The organism is Shinella sp. 838, from assembly GCF_029623935.1.
Classification (GTDB): Bacteria; Pseudomonadota; Alphaproteobacteria; order Rhizobiales; family Rhizobiaceae; genus Shinella.
The window spans coordinates 318125-335736 of sequence record NZ_JARSBQ010000003.1 but is presented as its reverse complement, the minus strand read 5'-3'; the positions used below and the strand labels follow the sequence as shown (position 1 = coordinate 335736).

Annotated in this window: 15 protein-coding genes, 1 tRNA gene and 1 riboswitch; of the genes, 4 read left to right on the top strand and 12 right to left on the bottom strand. The window is 62.8% G+C overall.

Going from position 1 to position 17612, the window contains the following annotated elements; all coding sequences use genetic code 11:
* Positions 1 to 45: 45 nt before the first annotated feature.
* Positions 46 to 792, bottom strand: coding sequence for a transporter substrate-binding domain-containing protein (locus P9A16_RS13160; RefSeq protein WP_130516439.1), 747 nt, complete (start codon positions 790 to 792; stop codon positions 46 to 48).
* Between the two features lie 350 nt (positions 793 to 1142).
* Positions 1143 to 1216, bottom strand: a tRNA-Gly gene (locus P9A16_RS13155).
* 178 nt (positions 1217 to 1394) lie between these two features.
* On the opposite strand from P9A16_RS13155, the gene P9A16_RS13150 reads away from it, so the two are divergent.
* Positions 1395 to 2864 carry an MJ1477/TM1410 family putative glycoside hydrolase gene (locus P9A16_RS13150; RefSeq protein ID WP_023512720.1) on the top strand — a complete coding sequence of 490 codons (1470 nt, stop codon included), beginning with the start codon at positions 1395 to 1397 and terminating at the stop codon, positions 2862 to 2864.
* On the opposite strand, the gene P9A16_RS13145 is transcribed toward P9A16_RS13150, so the two are convergent.
* The 7 genes from P9A16_RS13145 to P9A16_RS13115 form a co-directional block, all read right to left on the bottom strand.
* Positions 2861 to 3892 (bottom strand): LacI family DNA-binding transcriptional regulator, encoded by a 1032-nt coding sequence (locus tag P9A16_RS13145; RefSeq protein ID WP_023512721.1) that lies wholly within the window; start codon positions 3890 to 3892, stop codon positions 2861 to 2863. The genes P9A16_RS13150 and P9A16_RS13145 overlap by 4 nt on opposite strands.
* Positions 3893 to 3906: 14 nt before the next feature.
* On the bottom strand, positions 3907 to 5607 hold the full coding sequence (locus P9A16_RS13140) for an amylo-alpha-1,6-glucosidase (RefSeq protein WP_023512722.1): 1701 nt from the start codon (positions 5605 to 5607) through the stop codon (positions 3907 to 3909).
* 2 nt (positions 5608 to 5609) lie between these two features.
* Positions 5610 to 6422: a carbohydrate ABC transporter permease gene (locus tag P9A16_RS13135; RefSeq protein WP_024270204.1), complete on the bottom strand. Its 813-nt coding sequence runs from the start codon at positions 6420 to 6422 to the stop codon at positions 5610 to 5612.
* Positions 6415 to 7359 (bottom strand): carbohydrate ABC transporter permease, encoded by a 945-nt coding sequence (locus P9A16_RS13130; protein ID WP_024270205.1) that lies wholly within the window; start codon positions 7357 to 7359, stop codon positions 6415 to 6417. The genes P9A16_RS13135 and P9A16_RS13130 overlap by 8 nt, the downstream gene beginning before the upstream one ends.
* A 91-nt stretch (positions 7360 to 7450) precedes the next feature.
* Entirely contained in the window at positions 7451 to 8683 is a 1233-nt protein-coding gene (locus P9A16_RS13125; RefSeq protein ID WP_024270206.1) for an ABC transporter substrate-binding protein, read from the bottom strand.
* A gap of 13 nt (positions 8684 to 8696) precedes the next feature.
* On the bottom strand, positions 8697 to 9848 hold the full coding sequence (locus P9A16_RS13120) for an ABC transporter ATP-binding protein (protein ID WP_023516786.1): 1152 nt from the start codon (positions 9846 to 9848) through the stop codon (positions 8697 to 8699).
* 186 nt (positions 9849 to 10034) lie between these two features.
* Positions 10035 to 11144, bottom strand: a complete 1110-nt coding sequence (locus P9A16_RS13115) for a 2'-deoxycytidine 5'-triphosphate deaminase (protein ID WP_023513315.1) — start codon at positions 11142 to 11144, stop codon at positions 10035 to 10037.
* Positions 11145 to 11306: 162 nt separating this feature from the next.
* A riboswitch (SAM riboswitch) is annotated at positions 11307 to 11385 on the top strand.
* A gap of 43 nt (positions 11386 to 11428) precedes the next feature.
* On the opposite strand from P9A16_RS13115, the gene P9A16_RS13110 reads away from it, so the two are divergent.
* Positions 11429 to 12613: an O-succinylhomoserine sulfhydrylase gene (locus P9A16_RS13110; RefSeq protein WP_023513314.1), complete on the top strand. Its 1185-nt coding sequence runs from the start codon at positions 11429 to 11431 to the stop codon at positions 12611 to 12613.
* A 126-nt stretch (positions 12614 to 12739) separates the two neighbouring features.
* Positions 12740 to 13132: a Co2+/Mg2+ efflux protein ApaG gene (gene apaG, locus P9A16_RS13105; protein WP_023516605.1), complete on the top strand. Its 393-nt coding sequence runs from the start codon at positions 12740 to 12742 to the stop codon at positions 13130 to 13132.
* Positions 13133 to 13149: 17 nt separating this feature from the next.
* Here the strand turns inward: apaG and P9A16_RS13100 are convergent, their stop codons facing one another.
* The 3 genes from P9A16_RS13100 to P9A16_RS13090 all read right to left on the bottom strand — a co-directional run bounded on the left by P9A16_RS13100 (position 13150) and on the right by P9A16_RS13090 (position 16526).
* A complete protein-coding gene (locus P9A16_RS13100) occupies positions 13150 to 14142 on the bottom strand; it encodes an Hsp33 family molecular chaperone (protein WP_037405932.1) in 993 nt (330 codons plus the stop codon).
* Positions 14143 to 14344: 202 nt separating this feature from the next.
* Positions 14345 to 15256 (bottom strand): ornithine carbamoyltransferase, encoded by a 912-nt coding sequence (gene argF / locus P9A16_RS13095; protein WP_024270207.1) that lies wholly within the window; start codon positions 15254 to 15256, stop codon positions 14345 to 14347.
* A gap of 79 nt (positions 15257 to 15335) precedes the next feature.
* Positions 15336 to 16526 (bottom strand): aspartate aminotransferase family protein, encoded by a 1191-nt coding sequence (locus P9A16_RS13090; RefSeq protein ID WP_023517494.1) that lies wholly within the window; start codon positions 16524 to 16526, stop codon positions 15336 to 15338.
* A gap of 423 nt (positions 16527 to 16949) precedes the next feature.
* Between P9A16_RS13090 and P9A16_RS13085 the strand changes: the two genes are divergently transcribed.
* Entirely contained in the window at positions 16950 to 17486 is a 537-nt protein-coding gene (locus tag P9A16_RS13085) for a GcrA family cell cycle regulator (RefSeq protein ID WP_023511853.1), read from the top strand.
* Positions 17487 to 17612: the final 126 nt, after the last annotated feature.

The window sequence follows — 17612 nt, the reverse complement described above, 5'->3', positions numbered from 1 at the left end:
AAGGATTGCCGAAAGCGCCCGCACCGCGCTTCCGGCAAAAGCCTCTTACTTGAGGCCCCAGTACTTGGCGATGAGCTGGTCGAGCGTGCCGTCGTCCTTGATCGCCTTCAAGCCCTCGTTGAAGGCGGCGACATTCTCGTCACCCTTGCGGAAGACCAGGCCGAGCGGGTCGGATTCGAGGTCCTTGATGGAGGCGACGAGGTCACCGGCAAATTCGCGCTCATAGGCGGCGGCATTGGCGCCGTTGATCACCACGCCGTCGACGTCCTTGTTCTTGAGCGCGATAATCGCCGCGCTAAAGCTGTCATAGGCGACGACATTCTCCTTGCCGACCACGCCTTCGGCAACCTGCGCATCCGTCGTGTTGGCCTGGGCGGAAAGCTTCTTGCCGTCAGCCTTGAATTTTTCCAGCGTGATGCCCTGATCCTCGGCCCGCGTCAGCACGGCCTGACTGTTGACGATATAGGGGTCGGAGAAATCCATCGCCTTCTTGCGCTCGTCGGTGATGGAGACACCCGAGGCCACGAGGTCGAAGCTGCCCTGGTCAAGCGCAGCGAAGATACCGTCCCAGCCGGTCGTCACGAATTCGGCCTGGCAGTTGATCTTGGCGCAGATGGCGTTGACCACATCCACATCGAAGCCGACGATCTGGCCGGAGGCCGGATCGACGCTTTCCATCGGCGGCGACGTGGTGTCGGAACCAACCTTCAGAAGCTTGCCGCCAAGATCGGCTGCATGCGCAGCACCCGCCGCGAAGACGGCAAGCGCGAGTGTTGCAACGATTTTTTTCATCTCTTCCTCCTCAACCGTCGGCGCCCGCCATGCGCGGAAGGTGCTCGACAAATCCCCTGAACGGACCCCGCGCCCATCCGCAGCACCTCCTGCCACACATGGACCTCATCCTCGCTCCGTAAAATTGGTAACAAGGAATATAAACGTTTTCAAGATAAAATATAAACGTTTTTATTTCCGACCATGCATCGCGTGCGCCAAGATCGAAACAACGCTGGGCCTTGTGGCCATCATGGCTTCCGGCCAAGCGGATCATCCCAAAACCGGCAGGCCGAGACCACAACGGAAGCTGTAAAACCACACGAAAAAGAATCTGCTTGAATGTCGCGCAATGCCCTGAGAAACCGGGCTGGAGCGGGTAGCGGGAATCGAACCCGCGCGTTCAGCTTGGGAAGCTGACAGGCTACCATTACATCATACCCGCAAGGCAGCGCGACGGCGCAGTCATTCAACAGTTCGCCGGGCGTGTCAAGCGAGGGTGCGGAGAAGCGTCGGCCAGCCGGCCGATTTCATGCTGCGCCGCGATGCCGGGCCGCTATCGCTCCAACCAGCCTGTGTTAGGGTGCCGCGGCGACCCGCCCACCGCGACAAGACAGGACACGATGATCAAGTTCAAGACCTCCACCGGAACCGTCTCGGTCGACAACTGGGGCTACGAATTGCAGGGGCTGAACGGCAATGCCCTCGACCCCACCCTGCTCGCTTCGGCAACGCACGACCTCCTGGTAATCGATGCCTCGCGCGACGGAACCGATGCCGGACGGTTTTCCGCCGACGACCTCACCCGGATGAAGGACGGCATGGGCGGGCGCTCCGTCGTCGTCTCCTATACCTCGATCGGCGAAGCCTCCGATTTCCGCGACTACTGGCGTGACGGCTGGACGACCACGGGCATCGCAACGGGCAAACTGACCGACAAGGCACCCGACTGGCTGGGACCGGTCAATCCGGACTGGCCGGAAAGCCGCAAGGTCCGCTACTGGGATAGCGACTGGCAGAAGATCATCTTCAACGACAAGAAGACCGGCGAGGTGGACGCCATCGTCAAGGCCGGCTTCGACGCGGCCTATCTCGATATCGTCGACGGTTATTATTTCTGGGGTGCGGAAGTCTCGGCCAAGGACCGCGAAGCGGGCGATCCGAAGACCGTCAAGCAGGCGGCGCAACGCATGGTGGATTTCATCGTCGCGCTGACAGACCACGCGCGCGAGACGAATCCCGATTTCTTCGTGATCCCGCAGAACGGCGCCTGGATCCTCAACGATCTCGGGTCCGACACTGCGCGCAAAAAAGCCTATCTCGACGCCATCGGCGGCATTGCGGTGGAGGACCTCTACTTTCGCGGCGACAAGGACGAGAACAATACGCTCCGTCCGGACGAGGAGACCATCGCGATCCTCAAGCGCGATTTTCTCGACAAGGGCAAGCCGGTCTTCGTCGTCGATTACATCAACGGCGAAAAGCGGGTCGCCGACTTCAACAAACTGGCGCTGGAGGATGGCTTCATTCCCTTCGCCTCGCCCGATCGCGATCTCGACCGGCTGGTCGGCACCCATGACGGCGACCCGGCCTACATCAAGCCCTCGGCGAAGGCCGATGTGCTGCGCGGCTCCAAGCTCGCAGACACGATCCATGCGCTGGCGGGCGACGACAGGATCGACGGCCGGACCGGAAACGACTCGCTCTATGGCGGTGCAGGCAGGGACACGCTGACGGGTGGGGCTGGCGCGGACCGGCTCAAGGGTGGTGCCGGGGCCGATATTTTCGTCTTCAAGTCCATCAAGGAGACGACGGTCGCCGCCTCCGGGCGCGATACCGTCCTCGATTTTTCCCGGAAGGACGGCGACAGGATCGACCTGAAGGCTATCGATGCCAACACGAAATCCGGCAGCGACCAGGCGTTTGCCTTCATCGACGTGCAGGCGTTCCACAAGAAGGCGGGCGAGTTGCGCTATGAGGCGAAGGGCGGCGACACCTTTCTCTCCGGCGATGTTGATGGAGACGGCAAGGCGGACTTTTCCATCCGGTTCAATGCCACCCTCGCCTTCGCGAAGGGCGATTTCATCCTCTAACCCTTTGCCAGCCGGTCGTCCGAACGCTCGATCAGTTTCGGCATGATGAGGGTCTGCAGCGCCTCGGGCGCTTCGCCCTCCATGCGGCGCAGGATGTAGTTGCCGAGCATTTCGCTCGGCTCGTGGATCGGCAGGAAGTAGGTGGTGATCGGCGGCGCGAAATACTGGCTGACATTGAGGTCGTCGGTGGCGTTGATGACGGCATCGCGGCCGTGCACGAGGCCGCGCGCGTGGAAACCGGAAAAGGCGCCGAGGGCGGAGGCTTCGTTGGCGCAGATATAGGCGGTCGGCGGGTCCGCCAGCTCGGACATGTGCAGCACGTTCTCGCGGCCGAAGGCGGGGGTCAGGTGGCCGTGCGCGATGAGCGCGGGATCGAAGGCGAGGCCGGCGGTTTCCAGCGCCTGACGATAGGCTTGCAGGCGCGTCATCGCGTAGCTGAGTTCGGCCATCGGGTTGATCAGCGCAATGCGGCGGTGGCCGCGCTCGGCAAGACGCGCGACGGAGTGGCGGATCATCTGCTCGTTGTCGGCGTCGACATAGGCATGCGGCGCGTTGCGGATCGTCGTGCCGTAGGTGACGAAGGGGAAATCGGCCTTCTGCATGATGCGCACGCGCGGGTCGTCGGCCCTTGTGCCCGACACGATGATGCCGTCGGCCTTCTTCAGCGAGACGATCTGCTGGATGGTCGCAAGGCTTTCTTCGAAATTGCGCACGGCATAGAGCGAGACGCGGTAGGGGCTTTCCTCAAGCGCCCAGGAGATGCCGCTGAGAAGCTGGGCGTATTCGACGCCTTCCCATTCGTTCTGCTTGGGGCCGGGCGCGGTCATGATGGCGGCGACCTGGTAGGTCTTTCCGGTGCGCAGCTGCACGCCATGCATGTTGAGCTGGTAGCCGACGCGCTCGGCGGCGGCGACGACGATGGCGCGGGTTTCCGGCCGCACCTGCGGGCTGTCGTTCAGCGCCTTCGATACGGTGGCGATCGAAAGGCCCGTTTCCTGCGCGATGGTCTTGATCGTCGGTCTTTGCATCGCGTCTCGGCTCGCTACGGCTGGTCCTGGCTGAGGGAGGCGGCGAGGAGAATATAGGCGGCGGATGTCCAGGCGAACGCCCGGTCCCGCAAGCCCCTCCCCGACCGGGCATCGAAGTTCTCGGCCATACCGTTTTTGGAGGCAAGAGAACAGAACTTTTCCGCGATCGTCGTCGCAAGTTCCATTTCCCCTTGCCGGCGAAGGCCATCCCAGAGCAGCAGCGTCGTCGGTGCCCAGATGGGGCCGCGCCAATAGCCGTCATCCTCGTAGAGCGGGCTTTTCGGGCTTTCCGTCGCCGGCCCCCATTCGGTGATGAAACCACCTTCCGTTAGCCGGGCAAGGAGTTTTTGTACGATCGCGCGCGGCAGGCGGTCGCCGAGGAGAAGCGGCATGAACTGGATGAGGTTCTGGTCGGGCAGCACGCGCTGCGGATCGTCGGCGAGCCGGGCGCAAAACGTTTCGCCGGTCCAGAGGGTTTTGATCAGCAGGTTTTTCAAACCTTCCGCCTTCGCCCGCCAGGCGGCGGCGCGGACAGGCTCGTCTTCCAGAAGGGTGGAGAGCGTGTCGCAGGCGAGGATCAGAAAGGTCGGCAGATCGGGAGAGACGACGGGGCCGCCCTCGGTGAAGAAGGTGGCGTTGTCCCAGCCGCTATCGTTGCCGTGGAAATAGCCCGGCAGGTTTCCTTCGCCGGCGCGGGCGTGGGTGAGCCAGTAGTCGACCTGTTTTCCGATTTTGTCCCTGAGATAGGTTTTGCGTTCGGGCGTCAGGAAGCCGGGATGTTCGGCCTCGATCAGCGAGACGGCCCAGCCGTGCACCGGCGGCTTGGTGAAGGCGAAGAGCACGTCACGGTCGTTGATGTAATCGGGCAGCAAGCCGGAGGCATCCTGATGGTCGAAGATGACGGCGAGCTGGTCAAAGGCGAGGCTTGCATCGGCTCCCGCGACGCCGAGCGCGGAAAAGGCGTTGTCCCAGCTCCAGATGTTGATCATGTGGTTCTTGGACATGTAGATCGCCGGCCGCGTCAGCACGCCGCCGGCCGGCACGCCATTCGCCCAGAGCAGGTAACTGGCGAGACGGTGCGCCTCCCCCTGCCCGGCGAGGGCTATTGGCATGCGCGTGCGCCAGCCGGCAAAATCCGCCGATGCGCCCGCCAGCGCATCCCCATAGCGTCCCGGATGCTCCGTGCACGGCACCGTGCGGAAGAAATCGACGCTGGCCTCGAAGGTTTTGCCGGAGAAGGAAAAGCTCACCTTTTCCGAATGGTCGCGCTGCCAGGCGCCGGTGACGTCGAGCGTACCCGTGACGGTGCGCGGGATGAATTTGACGTTTTCGACGGCCGCGACGAGGCACTGTTCGCCCTGCGGCGTGCGGTAGACGTAATCGTAACGCGAGCCTTCGAGGTGGAAGCGCACACCGGCCGCGACGCCGGCGACGTGTAGCCGCTCGCCCTCACCGATGACGAAGGCGACTTCGCCTTTGCCGATCCGCGCGACAAGCTTTTCAGGCGCGAGTTCGAAGATCGGCGTCGCCGGGTTGCCGGCCGCATCGAAAAACGCCACCCGGCAGAGGCGGCCGAGCGAGGGACGCTCGTCGCCGCCAGCGACAAAGCGGAGGTGTAGGGCACGTTCACCCTCGCCACCCGGCACCGCCATCATCGACAGGGCGAGGAAACGGCCCTTTCGGCTGAACGGGATATGGTCGATGTCGAAGAGCATCGTCACCCCTTGACCGAGGAGCCGACGGCGCCGTCCATGATGTAGCGCTGCGCCAGGAAGAACAGGGCGAGCGGCGGCAGGCAGAGCACGACGGTGATCGCCGCGATCGATGTCACGTCCACCTCATGCAGGCCCTTGAACATGGAGAGGCCGAGGGTGAGCGTGTACATGGACTGGTCGTTTAGGAAGATCAGCGGGCCGAGATAGTCGTTCCAGGCATTCATGAAGTGGAACGTGCCGACCAACACCAGCGCCGGCATCATCAGCGGCAGGTGAATGCGCCAATAGATATCGAAGGCATTGGCCCCGTCCATGCGCGCGGCCTCGTCGATTTCAACCGGCACCGTCATGATGTACTGGCGCAGCAGGAAGACGAAGAAGGCATCGGCGAAATAGGCGGGCACGATGAGCGGCTTCAACGTGTTGATCCAGCCGAGCAGGTTGAACTCCATGTAGAGCGGGATCATCTTCACATCCCACGGGATCATCATGGTGGCGAGCAGCAGGATGAACAGCGGATCACGGCCGGGGAACCGGAAGCGCGCGAAACCGTAGGCGACGAGCGACGACGAGATGAGCTGGCCGATGGTGGAGAAGGTGACGACGATCAGCGAGTTCGTGAGGTACGTGCCAAAGGGCTGCTTGTTCCAGGCGATGAAGAAGTTTTCAAAGTGCCATTCGGAGGGCCAGAAGACCGGAGGGAACTGGTAAAGGTCCGCCTGACTTTTGACGGCCGTCATGAAGGTCCAGTAGAAGGGCGCGATGAACAGCGCCGACAGCAGGATCAGCGCGGAGTAGAGCAGCGTCTTACGCATCGCGGTCGCCTCCCTTCACTTCGCCCTCGTAATAGACCCAGGCCGAGGACCAGCGCATGACGAGCAGGCTCAGCACCAGCACGATGAGGAACATCACCCAGGAGCCGGCGGCGGCATAGCCCATGTCGAAATACTTGAAGGCGTTGTCGTAGATATACATGGCGAAGAAATAGGTGGAGCCGAGCGGGCCGCCCTTGGTCATCAAAAGCGCGATCGTCAGTTGCTGGAAGGCGGCGATGATCGAGGTGATGAAGGTGAAGAGCAGCATGGGACCGAGCATCGGCAAAGTGATGAACAGCATCTGTGCCCAGCCCGGCACGCCGGAGACGGTCGCCGCCTCGTAAAGCTCCTTGGGAATGGCCTTCAGGCCCGTCAGCAGGATCAGCATGGTGCCGCCGAACCCCCAGAGGCTGGCGATGATGATGGCGACGATGGCAAGGCCGGGTTCGCCGAGCCAGTTCGGCCCGTCCACGCCGACGAGCGACAGCATGAAGTTGAGGAGACCATATTCGCGACTGTAGATCCAGCTCCAGATCGTCACCAGCGCGACGCCGGAAATGACGCTCGGGAGATAAAAGGCCGTGCGGAAGAAGCCGCTGGCAAAGGTCGCGTGATGCAGCATCAGCGCGATGAGGAAGGACATGACGATGTTGAAGGGCACGTAGATCGCGGCAAACTTCACCGTGATCCAGAGGCTTTCCCAGAATTGCGGGTCGTCGAACAGCATCGTCCGGTAGTTGTCGAAGCCGATGAAGGTGCGCTCGCCGACGACCGGCCAGTCATGAAAACTCATGGTGAGCGAGAAGAGCAGCGGACCGAGGGTGAAAAACAAAAAACCCAGGATCCACGGGGAAATGAACAAATAGGCCGTCAGATGGCGCGAGAAGGCGGATCGCCGTTTCTGCACGACCTCGGGTACGGTTGTAGCAATGGTCACGTTTCACTCCCCCGGGACTTCGCTTTGGAACGAAAAGGGCGCCTTCTGCCCCTTCTCCCGGTAGAGAGAAGGGGACAGCAAGGAGGCGGGATTACTTCAGGAAACGTTGCGAGCGCTTCACGGCGTCGTCGAGATGCGCCTTGGCGTTGCCCTGGTCGATCATCGTCGCCTCGATGGCGCGGGCGAGGTTGTCCTGCACCTTGCCCCAGTTCCGGTTCTTCAGGAAGGCGTGTGTCTCGGTGTTGGAAGTCGCGAGGATATCGAAGAACGGCTTGTAGACCGGGTCCTTGGTCATGCCCTTCCCTTCCGCCACGCTGGTGCGGACCGGAAGGTCATTGGTGCGCATGGCGACCGCCTCCGGCGAGGAGAAGAACTTGACGAACTCCCAGGCAAGATCCGGCTGCTTGGCATCCTTCGCGATCGACATGGCCGAAACACCGAGCGCCGAATGGGCCGGCTTGTCGCCGAATTTTGGCAACGGCGCGACACCGTAGCTGAAGCCGGCGGAATCGATACCCGACTTCGACCACATGGCACTCTGGAACATAGCGATCTTGCCACCCTTGAAGAGCGTATCGCCGGACGTGTCGTCACCGACATGCAGCGTGGCAGCTTCTTCCTTCTTCGCCATGTCGCCGAACATGTCGAGCACCTGAACCGCCGCTTCGCTGTTCATGTTGCCATCGATCGTCTTGCCGTCGTCAGAGATGTACTTCGTGCCGTTCGACCAGAGGAACTGTTCGAAATCATAGGGATCCGGCTTCGCGTCGACCGCAAAGCCGTAGACCTTGTTCTCCTTGTTGCGGAATTTCGCCGCCTTGGCGCGCAGATCGTCCCAGGTCCAGCCGTCCTTCGGCTCCTCGACACCCGCCGCCTTGAACATGTCCTTGTTGTAGAACACGACCTGGGTCGTGAAACCCGCCGGCATGCCATAGGTCTTGCCCTCGACGCGGGTCGTGTTCATCAGACCTTGCGGAATGTCGTCCGGCTTGATCTCGGCGGCGTCCCTGGCGATCAGATCGTCGAGCGGCATCAGCGACGTGTAGTATTGCGGGAAGTTCCACATATACATGACGTCGGGCGGGCTGCCCGCGCCGAAGGCGGCGACGAGCTTCTGGTCGTAGCCATCGGCATAGGGCTCAACCTGCACCTTCACGCCCGGATGCTTCTCCTCGAATTTCTTCGCGATGGCCTGCTGGATGGCAAGGCTCTCGTCGGAATCCCAGGTCGCGAAGCGCAGCACGTCTTCGGCATGCGCCGACACGCTGCCCGCCAGCAGGAAGGCAGCCAGCGAACCGGCGATGACTGTCGTGTTCTTCCTCATTCCATTTCCTCCTTTACCGGGTCAGGCGACCCGCTTCCCCTTTTTCTTTGACGATGAGCGCCTCGGTCTCCGCGTCGAGGCGGCGGTGCACTGCCCGGCCTTCCGCGTCGAACAGGTAGCAATGCTGCGGCGGCAGGCAGAGATGGACCGTTTCGCCGTTGGCGACCGGATGCGTGCCGCGCACCACCGCCGTCATGTCGCGGCCGTCCTCGAGGCTCAGATGGACGTGGCTTTCCGTACCGAGCCGCTCGACGAGGCGCACAGTGCCGGCAAGCTCCCCTTCACTGGCCGGGACGATCTCGATCCTGTCCGGCCGGATGCCGAGCGTGACCTTGCCGGCAATCGCCGGGGTGGCGTCGGCTTCGAAGACGACCGGCTGCTTCAGGCCGCCGCCCGACAGTGTGATGTGCGTGCCTTCCTGCCTCGCGACCTCCGCCTCCACGAAATTCATGCGCGGCGAGCCGATGAAGCCGGCGACGAAGAGGTTGGCGGGCTGGTAGAACAGCTCCAGAGGCGTGCCGAACTGGCTGACCTTGCCCTTGTCGAGCACGACGACACGATCGGAGAGCGTCATCGCCTCGACCTGGTCATGCGTCACATAGATCATCGTTGCGCCGAGACGGGCATGCAGCGCGGCAAGCTCGACGCGCATGGTGACGCGCAGGCCCGCATCGAGGTTCGACAGCGGCTCGTCGAGCAGGAAGAGTTTCGGCTCGCGCACGATGGCGCGACCGATGGCGACACGCTGGCGCTGACCGCCGGAGAGCTGGCGCGGCTTGCGGGCCAGCAGCTCCTTGATGCGAAGGATATCCGCGGCGCCTTCGACGCGGCGGTCGATCTCGTCACGCTTCATGCCGTTCAGCGCGAGACCGAAGGAGAGGTTTTTCCGCACGTTCATATGCGGGTAGAGCGCATAATTCTGGAAAACCATGGCGATGTCGCGCTTGGCGGAAGGCACATGGGTGATATCGCGCTCGCCGAGGCGGATGGCGCCGCCATCCAGCTCCTCGAGACCGGCAATGGAGCGCAGCAACGTGCTCTTGCCGCAGCCCGAGGGGCCGAGGAAACAGACGAATTCACCATCGGCGATTTCAAGGTCGATACCCTTCAGCACCTCCAGAGCGCCAAAACCTTTTCGGAGATTTTCGATGCGGATCGATGCCAACGGCGTCCTCCCTGTCGGCGAAACGTCCGGGCTCCTCAGCCCTTGTTAAACGTTTATATCATAATAAAAACGTTTAATTTAATTTGTAAAGCAGAAAATGAAATGCGAGAAACACCCTGCCGGACCGATGGTCACGGCAGGGGGCCGGCCACAATACGACCGGCGCAAGCTCTTGTGAAAGCGGCGTTATCCGACGCGGAAATGCTTCGACAGCTTCAGGCCCTGCGCCTGATAGTTTGAGCCGAGGCCGGAACCGTAGAGGCCTTCCGGTGCACCGAGCATGTGCTCGTAGACGAGGCGGCCGACGATCTGACCGTGCTCCAGGATGAAGGGCACTTCATGGCTGCGCACTTCCAAGACGGCGCGGCTGCCGGAGCCGCCCGCCGGGGCATGACCGAAGCCGGGATCGAAGAAGCCGGCATAATGGACGCGGAATTCGCCGACGAGTGGATCGAAGGGGGTCATTTCGGCGGCATAGAGCGGCGGGACGTGAACGGCCTCGCGGGAGACGAGGATATAGAACTCGTCGGGATCGAGGATCAGTTCGTTGCGGCCGCGGCTGAACAGCGGCTCCCAGAAATCGAAGATGTCATGCTGGTTCTTGCGGTCGACATCGACGACGGACGTGTGGTGCTTGCCGCGATAGCCGATGAGCCCGTCCGGGCCGGTGCCCTTGAGGTCGATGGAAAGCGCGATGCCGCCGCCGGAGACGTTCGGCGTCTCGCTGGCGACAAGCGTGTCCGTGCCGTGGAGGGCGAGCAGCTCGCTTTCACCGAGCAGGGCATTGCCCTTGCGAAAGCGTACCTGCGACAGACGCGAACCGCGACGCACGACGATGGGGAAGGTGCGTGGCGAGATCTCGAGATAGAGCGGGCCGGAATAGCCGGCTGGAATCTTGTCGAATTCCTGCGCGCGATCGGTGATGACGCGGGTGAAGATGTCGAGGCGGCCGGTGGAGCTCTTCGGATTGGCGGAAGCCGCCAGTTCCGCCGGCAGGTCGAGGCTTTCCATCAGCGGCACGATATAGACGCAACCCGTCTCCAGCACCGCGCCGTCGGTGAGGTCGATGACGTGCAGCTTCAGCCGGTCGAGCTTGTCGGCAACGAGGTGGGACGGCCCCGGCAGGAAACTCGCCCGGACGCGAAAAGCCTTTGCGCCGAGCCGCAGGTCGAGACTTGCAGGCTGGATCTGGTCGTCATCCAGCGCAGCCTCGCTCTTCAGCCGGCCACTTTCGAACAAGCCGCGAATGGCGCTGTCCGCCAGAATGCCCGTGCTGCGCGTTGCAGAACCACTCATCGTCATACCGTCCCGTCACAGCAGCGGGCCAGATGCTCCGGCCGCCTGCTTTTCGTATCGTTTCTTCCGAAAGCCGATGCCCACGTTTCGGAACAATACCCGGAAGGCCCGCACAAAACCAAATGCCGCCAATTGACGCAAGCGCGGGGGCGCAGTATTAGCAGATTATCCCGTGGTGATTTGGCCGGCCGGCTTGCAGCCACGTAAAACAAGTAGCTAAAAAGGCCGGGTTCGAAACCGGCCTGCTTTTGCGGCCGGTTTTTTTGTTTGAAGGCGACGATCACATGAGCAAGTCCTGGCGCCCGGCCACCCAACTCGTTCACGGCGGAACCACCCGTTCCCAGCACGGTGAAACCGCAGAAGCAATCTTCCTAACGCAAGGCTTCGTCTACGACACCTCGGCGGCGGCCGAAGCCCGCTTCAAGGGCGAAACCGACGGTTTCATCTACGCCCGCTACGGCAGCCCGACCAACGACATGTTCGAAAAGCGCATGTGCATGCTGGAAGGCGCCGAAGATGCGCGCGCCACCGCGTCAGGCATGGCCGCCGTTACCGCCGCAATCCTCTGCCAGCTCAAGGCCGGTGACCATATCGTGGCCGCCCGTGCGCTCTTCGGTTCCTGCCGCTGGGTGGTCGAGACGCTCGCGCCGAAATACGGCATCGAATGCACGCTGGTCGACGGCCGCGACCTTTCCAACTGGGAAAAGGCCATCCAGAAGAACACCAAGGTGTTCTTCCTCGAAAGCCCGACCAACCCGACGCTCGAAGTGATCGACATTGCGGGCGTCGCCAAACTCGCCAACCAGATCGGCGCCAAGGTCGTGGTCGACAACGTCTTTGCGACACCGCTCTTCCAGAAGCCGCTGGAGCTCGGCGCGCATGTCGTCGTCTATTCGGCCACCAAGCATATCGACGGCCAGGGCCGCTGCCTTGGCGGCGTGGTGCTTTCGGACAAGCAGTGGATCGACGAGAACCTGCACGACTACTTCCGCCACACGGGCCCGGCCATGTCGCCGTTCAATGCCTGGACGCTTCTGAAGGGCATCGAAACGCTGCCGCTTCGCGTCAAGCAGCAAACCGAGAATGCGAGCCGCATCGCGGACTTCCTCGCCGACCAGAGCCAGGTCGCCCGCGTGATCTATCCGGGCCGCAAGGACCATCCGCAGGCCGACATCATCGCCAAGCAGATGACGGGCGGCTCGACGCTCGTCTGCTTCGAGTTGAAGGGCGGCAAGGACGCGGCCTTCGCACTGCAGGACGCGCTGGAGGTCGTAAAGATCTCCAACAATCTTGGCGACGCCAAGAGCCTCATCACCCATCCGGCGACGACGACGCACAAGAACCTCACCGACGAGGCGCGCGCCGAGCTCGGCATTTCGGCCGGCACGGTGCGCCTTTCGGCGGGTATCGAGGACAGCGAAGACCTGCTCGAGGATTTCACGCGGGCACTTTCCAGGGTCAAGGCCTGAGCCCTTCGCCAGAGCGATGGACAAATACGGAAGCACCGGCCGAGGAGGCCGGTGCTTTCTCTGCTTATCCTTGACGAAACCACATTCGTGTAGAATAGCAGAAGCTAATCAGTTCAAGGCTTGCCTATGTATCGTGCGCTGACCCGCGACATCGAAGTGACCGTAGAGCCGTATTACCTGGCCGACCAGTCCGACCCCGACGACAGCCGCTATGTGTGGGGATACCGGGTGGTCATCGCAAACCATTCCGACGTCGCCGTCAGGCTGATGACACGCTACTGGCACATTACCGACCAGAACGGCCAGGTCGATGAAGTGAACGGCCCCGGCGTCATCGGCGAGCAGCCGGTGCTGCGCCCCGGCGACACTTACGAGTACTCTTCCGGCTGCCCGCTCGAAACACCCTCGGGCATCATGTTCGGCCGCTACCGCATGGAAGCGGAGAACGGCGAAGCCTTCGACGTCGCCATTCCCGCCTTTTCACTGGATACGCCCGGGCAGGCGCGTACCCTCAACTGAGGGCGGAGAAAATCCCCCTACTGCGGCAGGACTTCCGCCGCCTCGAAGCGGTAGGTCGTCGAGCAGAACTCACAGGTGACCGCGATCTCGCCCTTGTCGTCGGCGGTATGCGCGATTTCCTCGGCACTGAGACCGGCCAGAACACCCTTCAGCTTCTCGCGCGAACAGGAGCAGCGGTCGAAGACCTGCTGCGGCTGGTAGACGCGCACGCCCCGCTCGTGGAAAAGGCGGAACAGCAGCCGTTCGGTGCCGACATTGGGATCTGTCAGCTCGTCTGCGTCGATCGTTTCGACCATGGCCTTGGCTTCGGCCCAGTTGTCGTCATCGGCGATCTTGTGCCCGGCCTCCTCGCCGTCGCCGCCCGGAAGATCGGCCTGGCGCATGCGCTCCGGCGCCTGAGGCAGGAACTGCGCGACCATGCCGCCCGCTCGCCAGCGATGGCGCGCCTTGCCAGCGGCATCGCGGTCGTAGAGTTCGGCAACGCCGAGGCGCACCTTGGTCGGAATCTGCTCCGACTGGCGGAAATAGACGCCGGCGATCTCCTCCAGCGTATGTCCGTCGAGCGGCACGATGCCCTGGTAGCGCTGGGTATGCGCGCCCTGGTCGATGGTGAAGGCGAGAATACCCTTGCCGAGAAGCTCGTGCGGCTCCGTTGCACCGGCGGCAATCGCAGCATCAAGCGCCGCCTGGTCGAAGCGGGCGTAGGCGCGGACATTTTCCGGAGCAGAGAAATCGGCCACCAGCAGATCGACAGGGCCGTCGCCCTTCGTCTGGACGATCAGCTTGCCCTCGAATTTCAGCGAGGTGCCGAGCAGCACGGTGAGCGTGATCGCCTCGGCAAGCAGCCGGGCGACGGGCGCGGGATAGTCGTGCCGACCGAGAATGCCGTCGAGCATCGGGCCAAGCTGCACGGCGCGGCCGCGCACATCAAGGCCATCCACCTGGAACGGCAGGACATGGTCATCGCCGGTAAAACCGGGCTCACCGAGTTTCAGGGCATTTTCAGCCATCATCATCATTCTGCTCCTTGCACGCTTCGGCCCCGCCGAGGCCATGGGCCCGGCCTGCTGCCGACAGGCGTTCTACCGTGATATCGCGCTCGCTCTTGCCCGATCATTCCACACCGGGCAGGCATGCGCCAGAGAAAGCGCCTCGCGACGCTCCGTGATGGCCCCTAGATCGTGCCGCTGGCGGCATTTTTCAAGATGAGCGTCAGACGACGCCGAAGCACCAGGCGAGGATCGACTTCTGCGCATGGAGGCGGTTTTCCGCCTCGTCGAAGACCACGGACTGCGGGCCGTCGATCACCTCGTCGGTCACCTCTTCGCCGCGATGGGCGGGCAGGCAGTGCATGAAGAGCGCATCCTTGCCGGCGCGCTCCATCAGCTGCTTGTTGACCTGGTAGGGCTGGAAGATGTTGTGGCCACGGGCGCGATGCTCCTGGTTCATCGACACCCAGCAGTCGGTGACGACGAGGTCGACGCCGTCGACGATCGCCTCGGGATCATGGCCGAGCAGGATGTCGCCGCCATTGTCGCGCGCCCAGTTCAGGATCTTGTCGTCCGGCTCGGAGCCCATCGGCACGGCCATCTTCATCTTGTAGCCGAAGCGGGCAGAACCCTCGACAAAGGAATGCAGCACATTGTTGCCGTCGCCCGTCCAGGCGAAGGTCTTGCCCTTGGTGGAGCCGCGATGCTCCTCGAAGGTCATGATGTCGGCCATGATCTGGCAGGGATGCGTCATGTCCGTCAGCGCGTTGATGACGGGCACGGTGGCGTGTTCTGCAAGCTCCAGCATGCGTGCATGGTCCGTCGTGCGGATCATGATGGCATCGACATAGCGCGACAGGACCTTCGCCGTGTCGCCGATCGTCTCGGCGCGGCCAAGCTGCATTTCCGTACCAGACAGGAACAGCGTCTCGCCGCCGAGCTGACGCATGCCGACGTCGAAGGAGACGCGGGTTCGCGTGGAGGGCTTCTCGAAGATCATCGCAAGCATCTTGCCGGCAAGCGGCTTGGCTTCCGTGCCAGCCTTGCTGGCAGCCTTGCGCGTGTGCGCATCGTCCATGATGACGCGAAGATCGCTTTCCGAAACGGCGGAAAGATCGAGAAAATGCTTGGCCATGATATGTCCTGTCTGTCCCGGGATCCTTTTGTGGCTGCAGCGCCCCTGGCGCGCCATCACGACGCACGGCGCTGCAGGCCTATGCGGCCTTGGCAGCCGTGAGTTTTTCCGCAGCGCGCTCGATGCGGGCAAGCCCCTCGCGCGCTTCCTCCGCGGTCACGGTCAACGGCGGCAGCAGTCGCAGCACATTGTCGCCGGCCGGCACGGCAAGCAGGTTTTCCGCCCGCACGCCCTTCAGGAGATCGGCGACCGGGATTTTTGCCTTGATGCCGAGCATCAGTCCCTCGCCGCGGACATCCTCGATGACATCGGGGAAGCGATCCTTCAGCGCGGCCAGCCCCTGGCGGAAGACGAGCGCGACATCACGCACATGCTCGAGGAAGCCGTCTTCCAGCACCACGTCCAACACGGCGTTGCCGACGGCCATGGCAAGCGGGTTGCCGCCATAGGTAGAGCCGTGCGTACCGGCAACCATGCCGGCCGCCGCCTCGTTCGTGGCAAGGCAGGCACCGAGCGGGAAACCGCCGCCGATACCCTTGGCAATCGCCATGATGTCAGGCGCGACCCCTGCCCATTCGTGAGCGAAGAGCCGCCCCGTGCGACCGACGCCGGTCTGCACCTCATCGAGGATGAGCAGCAGGCCGTATTCGTCACAGAGCTGGCGCAGTTCCTGCATGAACTCCTTCGACACCGGGCGCAGCCCGCCCTCGCCCTGCACCGGCTCGATCAGGATACCGGCCGTTTCCTCGGTGATCGCGTCCTTGACGGCCGTGATGTCGCCGAAGGGGACCTTGAGAAAGCCCGGCGCCTTGGGGCCGAAGCCCTCGATGTATTTTTCCTGACCGCCGGCGGCGATCGTCGCGATCGTGCGCCCGTGGAAGGCACCCTCGAAGGTGATGATGTGGTACTTGCCGGGATGGCCCTTGGCAAAATGGTAGCGCCGGGCGGTCTTGATCGCACATTCCAGCGCCTCTGCACCTGAATTGGTGAAGAACACCTTGTCGGCGAACGTGGCCTGCGTCAGCCGGCTGCCAAGGCTTTCCTGGCCCGGAACCTCATAGAGGTTCGACAGGTGCCAGACCTTGTCGGCCTGCTCCTTCAGCGCGGCGACGAGATGAGGATGCGCATGGCCGAGCGAGTTGACGGCAACACCGGCGGCAAAATCGAGATATCGCTCGCCATCTTCGGTGGTCAGCCACACGCCCTCCCCGCGCGTGAACCGGAGCGGCGCACGCATGTAGGTTTCATAGAGCGGCGCGACATCGGCCATGCGTGGACCCTCCGAAAAGAGATGCGGAAAAACAGAAATGCAGCTTGACTTTTCCAAGCCTCAGAAAAACCAAAAGCCGCCTTTCGGCGGCATGCCGCACTATCAGCATTTCATATTGGGATGTCAACAAAATCGCACCCGAAATGGCGCTGAACATCCCGCAAGGTGAGGATTCGCGACGCGCATGGAAGGTGTCTCTATCGAGTCACACCCGACCAGCAAGTTGGGGAAAACTCCGAAATCGATTCGCCCGGATTCCGGCGACTCTTGTCACAGAGTCCACCGGTCTCTAGGTTAAAGACCAATTACTAGACTGCATGCGGCGGAACTAGTCAGCAAGAGAGTTAGGGCGTTCAGGTTCCGGACCCGTCCGGAGCACGACGAGGGATTCCCGCATCCTGAACGCCGAGCGGAGACAAAAACATGAACTGGACAGACGAGCGCGTCGAGAAACTCAAGAAGCTCTGGAGCGAGGGCCTGAGCGCGAGCCAGATCGCGGCGCAGCTCGGCGGCGTCAGCCGCAATGCCGTCATCGGCAAGGTGCACCGGCTGAATCTGCCCGGTCGCGCCAAGGCCGGCGGCACCCAGACCGCGACACGCGCCAAGCGTCCGGCTCCGGCGACGCCGCGTCCGTCGAACTTCGCTGCCCGTCCCGTCGCCGCCCGCCCGGTCGCCCGTCCGGCCGGCAACGCCATTGTCAAGGAAGAGATCGACGCCGATTTCGAAATGCAGGCAGAGACCCTTCCGGTTCCGGCCAACCGCAACAACGTGGTCGTACCGATGTCGCGTCGTCTCGAGCTGACCCAGCTCACCGAGCGCACCTGCAAGTGGCCGATCGGAGACCCGCTCAACGACGACTTCCACTTCTGCGGCAACGAGTCCCCCGACAATTCGCCCTACTGCACCTACCACCAGCGCCTCGCCTACCAGCCCTCGGCCGAGCGCCGCCGGATGCGATAACATCTACCACGGCAGAAAATGCGATGCGGACCCGAGAGGGTCCGTTTTCGTTTGAGATGGTGGTGCCTCTGCTATTCCCCCAAAACGCAAACAGGCCCTTGAGGGCCCATTTCCGTCCTTGGGAGG

Excerpts from the sequence above, each read along its gene's own strand:
- P9A16_RS13160 (WP_130516439.1), bottom strand. The coding sequence starts at position 792 with ATGAAAAAAATCGTTGCAACACTCGCGCTTGCCGTCTTCGCGGCGGGT.
- P9A16_RS13150 (WP_023512720.1), top strand. The coding sequence starts at position 1,395 with ATGATCAAGTTCAAGACCTCCACCGGAACCGTCTCGGTCGACAACTGG.
- P9A16_RS13145 (WP_023512721.1), bottom strand. The coding sequence starts at position 3,892 with ATGCAAAGACCGACGATCAAGACCATCGCGCAGGAAACGGGCCTTTCG.
- P9A16_RS13140 (WP_023512722.1), bottom strand. The coding sequence starts at position 5,607 with ATGCTCTTCGACATCGACCATATCCCGTTCAGCCGAAAGGGCCGTTTC.
- P9A16_RS13135 (WP_024270204.1), bottom strand. The coding sequence starts at position 6,422 with ATGCGTAAGACGCTGCTCTACTCCGCGCTGATCCTGCTGTCGGCGCTG.
- P9A16_RS13125 (WP_024270206.1), bottom strand. The coding sequence starts at position 8,683 with ATGAGGAAGAACACGACAGTCATCGCCGGTTCGCTGGCTGCCTTCCTG.
- P9A16_RS13115 (WP_023513315.1), bottom strand. The coding sequence starts at position 11,144 with ATGAGTGGTTCTGCAACGCGCAGCACGGGCATTCTGGCGGACAGCGCC.
- P9A16_RS13110 (WP_023513314.1), top strand. The coding sequence starts at position 11,429 with ATGAGCAAGTCCTGGCGCCCGGCCACCCAACTCGTTCACGGCGGAACC.
- apaG (WP_023516605.1), top strand. The coding sequence starts at position 12,740 with ATGTATCGTGCGCTGACCCGCGACATCGAAGTGACCGTAGAGCCGTAT.
- P9A16_RS13100 (WP_037405932.1), bottom strand. The coding sequence starts at position 14,142 with ATGGCTGAAAATGCCCTGAAACTCGGTGAGCCCGGTTTTACCGGCGAT.
- argF (WP_024270207.1), bottom strand. The coding sequence starts at position 15,256 with ATGGCCAAGCATTTTCTCGATCTTTCCGCCGTTTCGGAAAGCGATCTT.
- P9A16_RS13090 (WP_023517494.1), bottom strand. The coding sequence starts at position 16,526 with ATGGCCGATGTCGCGCCGCTCTATGAAACCTACATGCGTGCGCCGCTC.
- P9A16_RS13085 (WP_023511853.1), top strand. The coding sequence starts at position 16,950 with ATGAACTGGACAGACGAGCGCGTCGAGAAACTCAAGAAGCTCTGGAGC.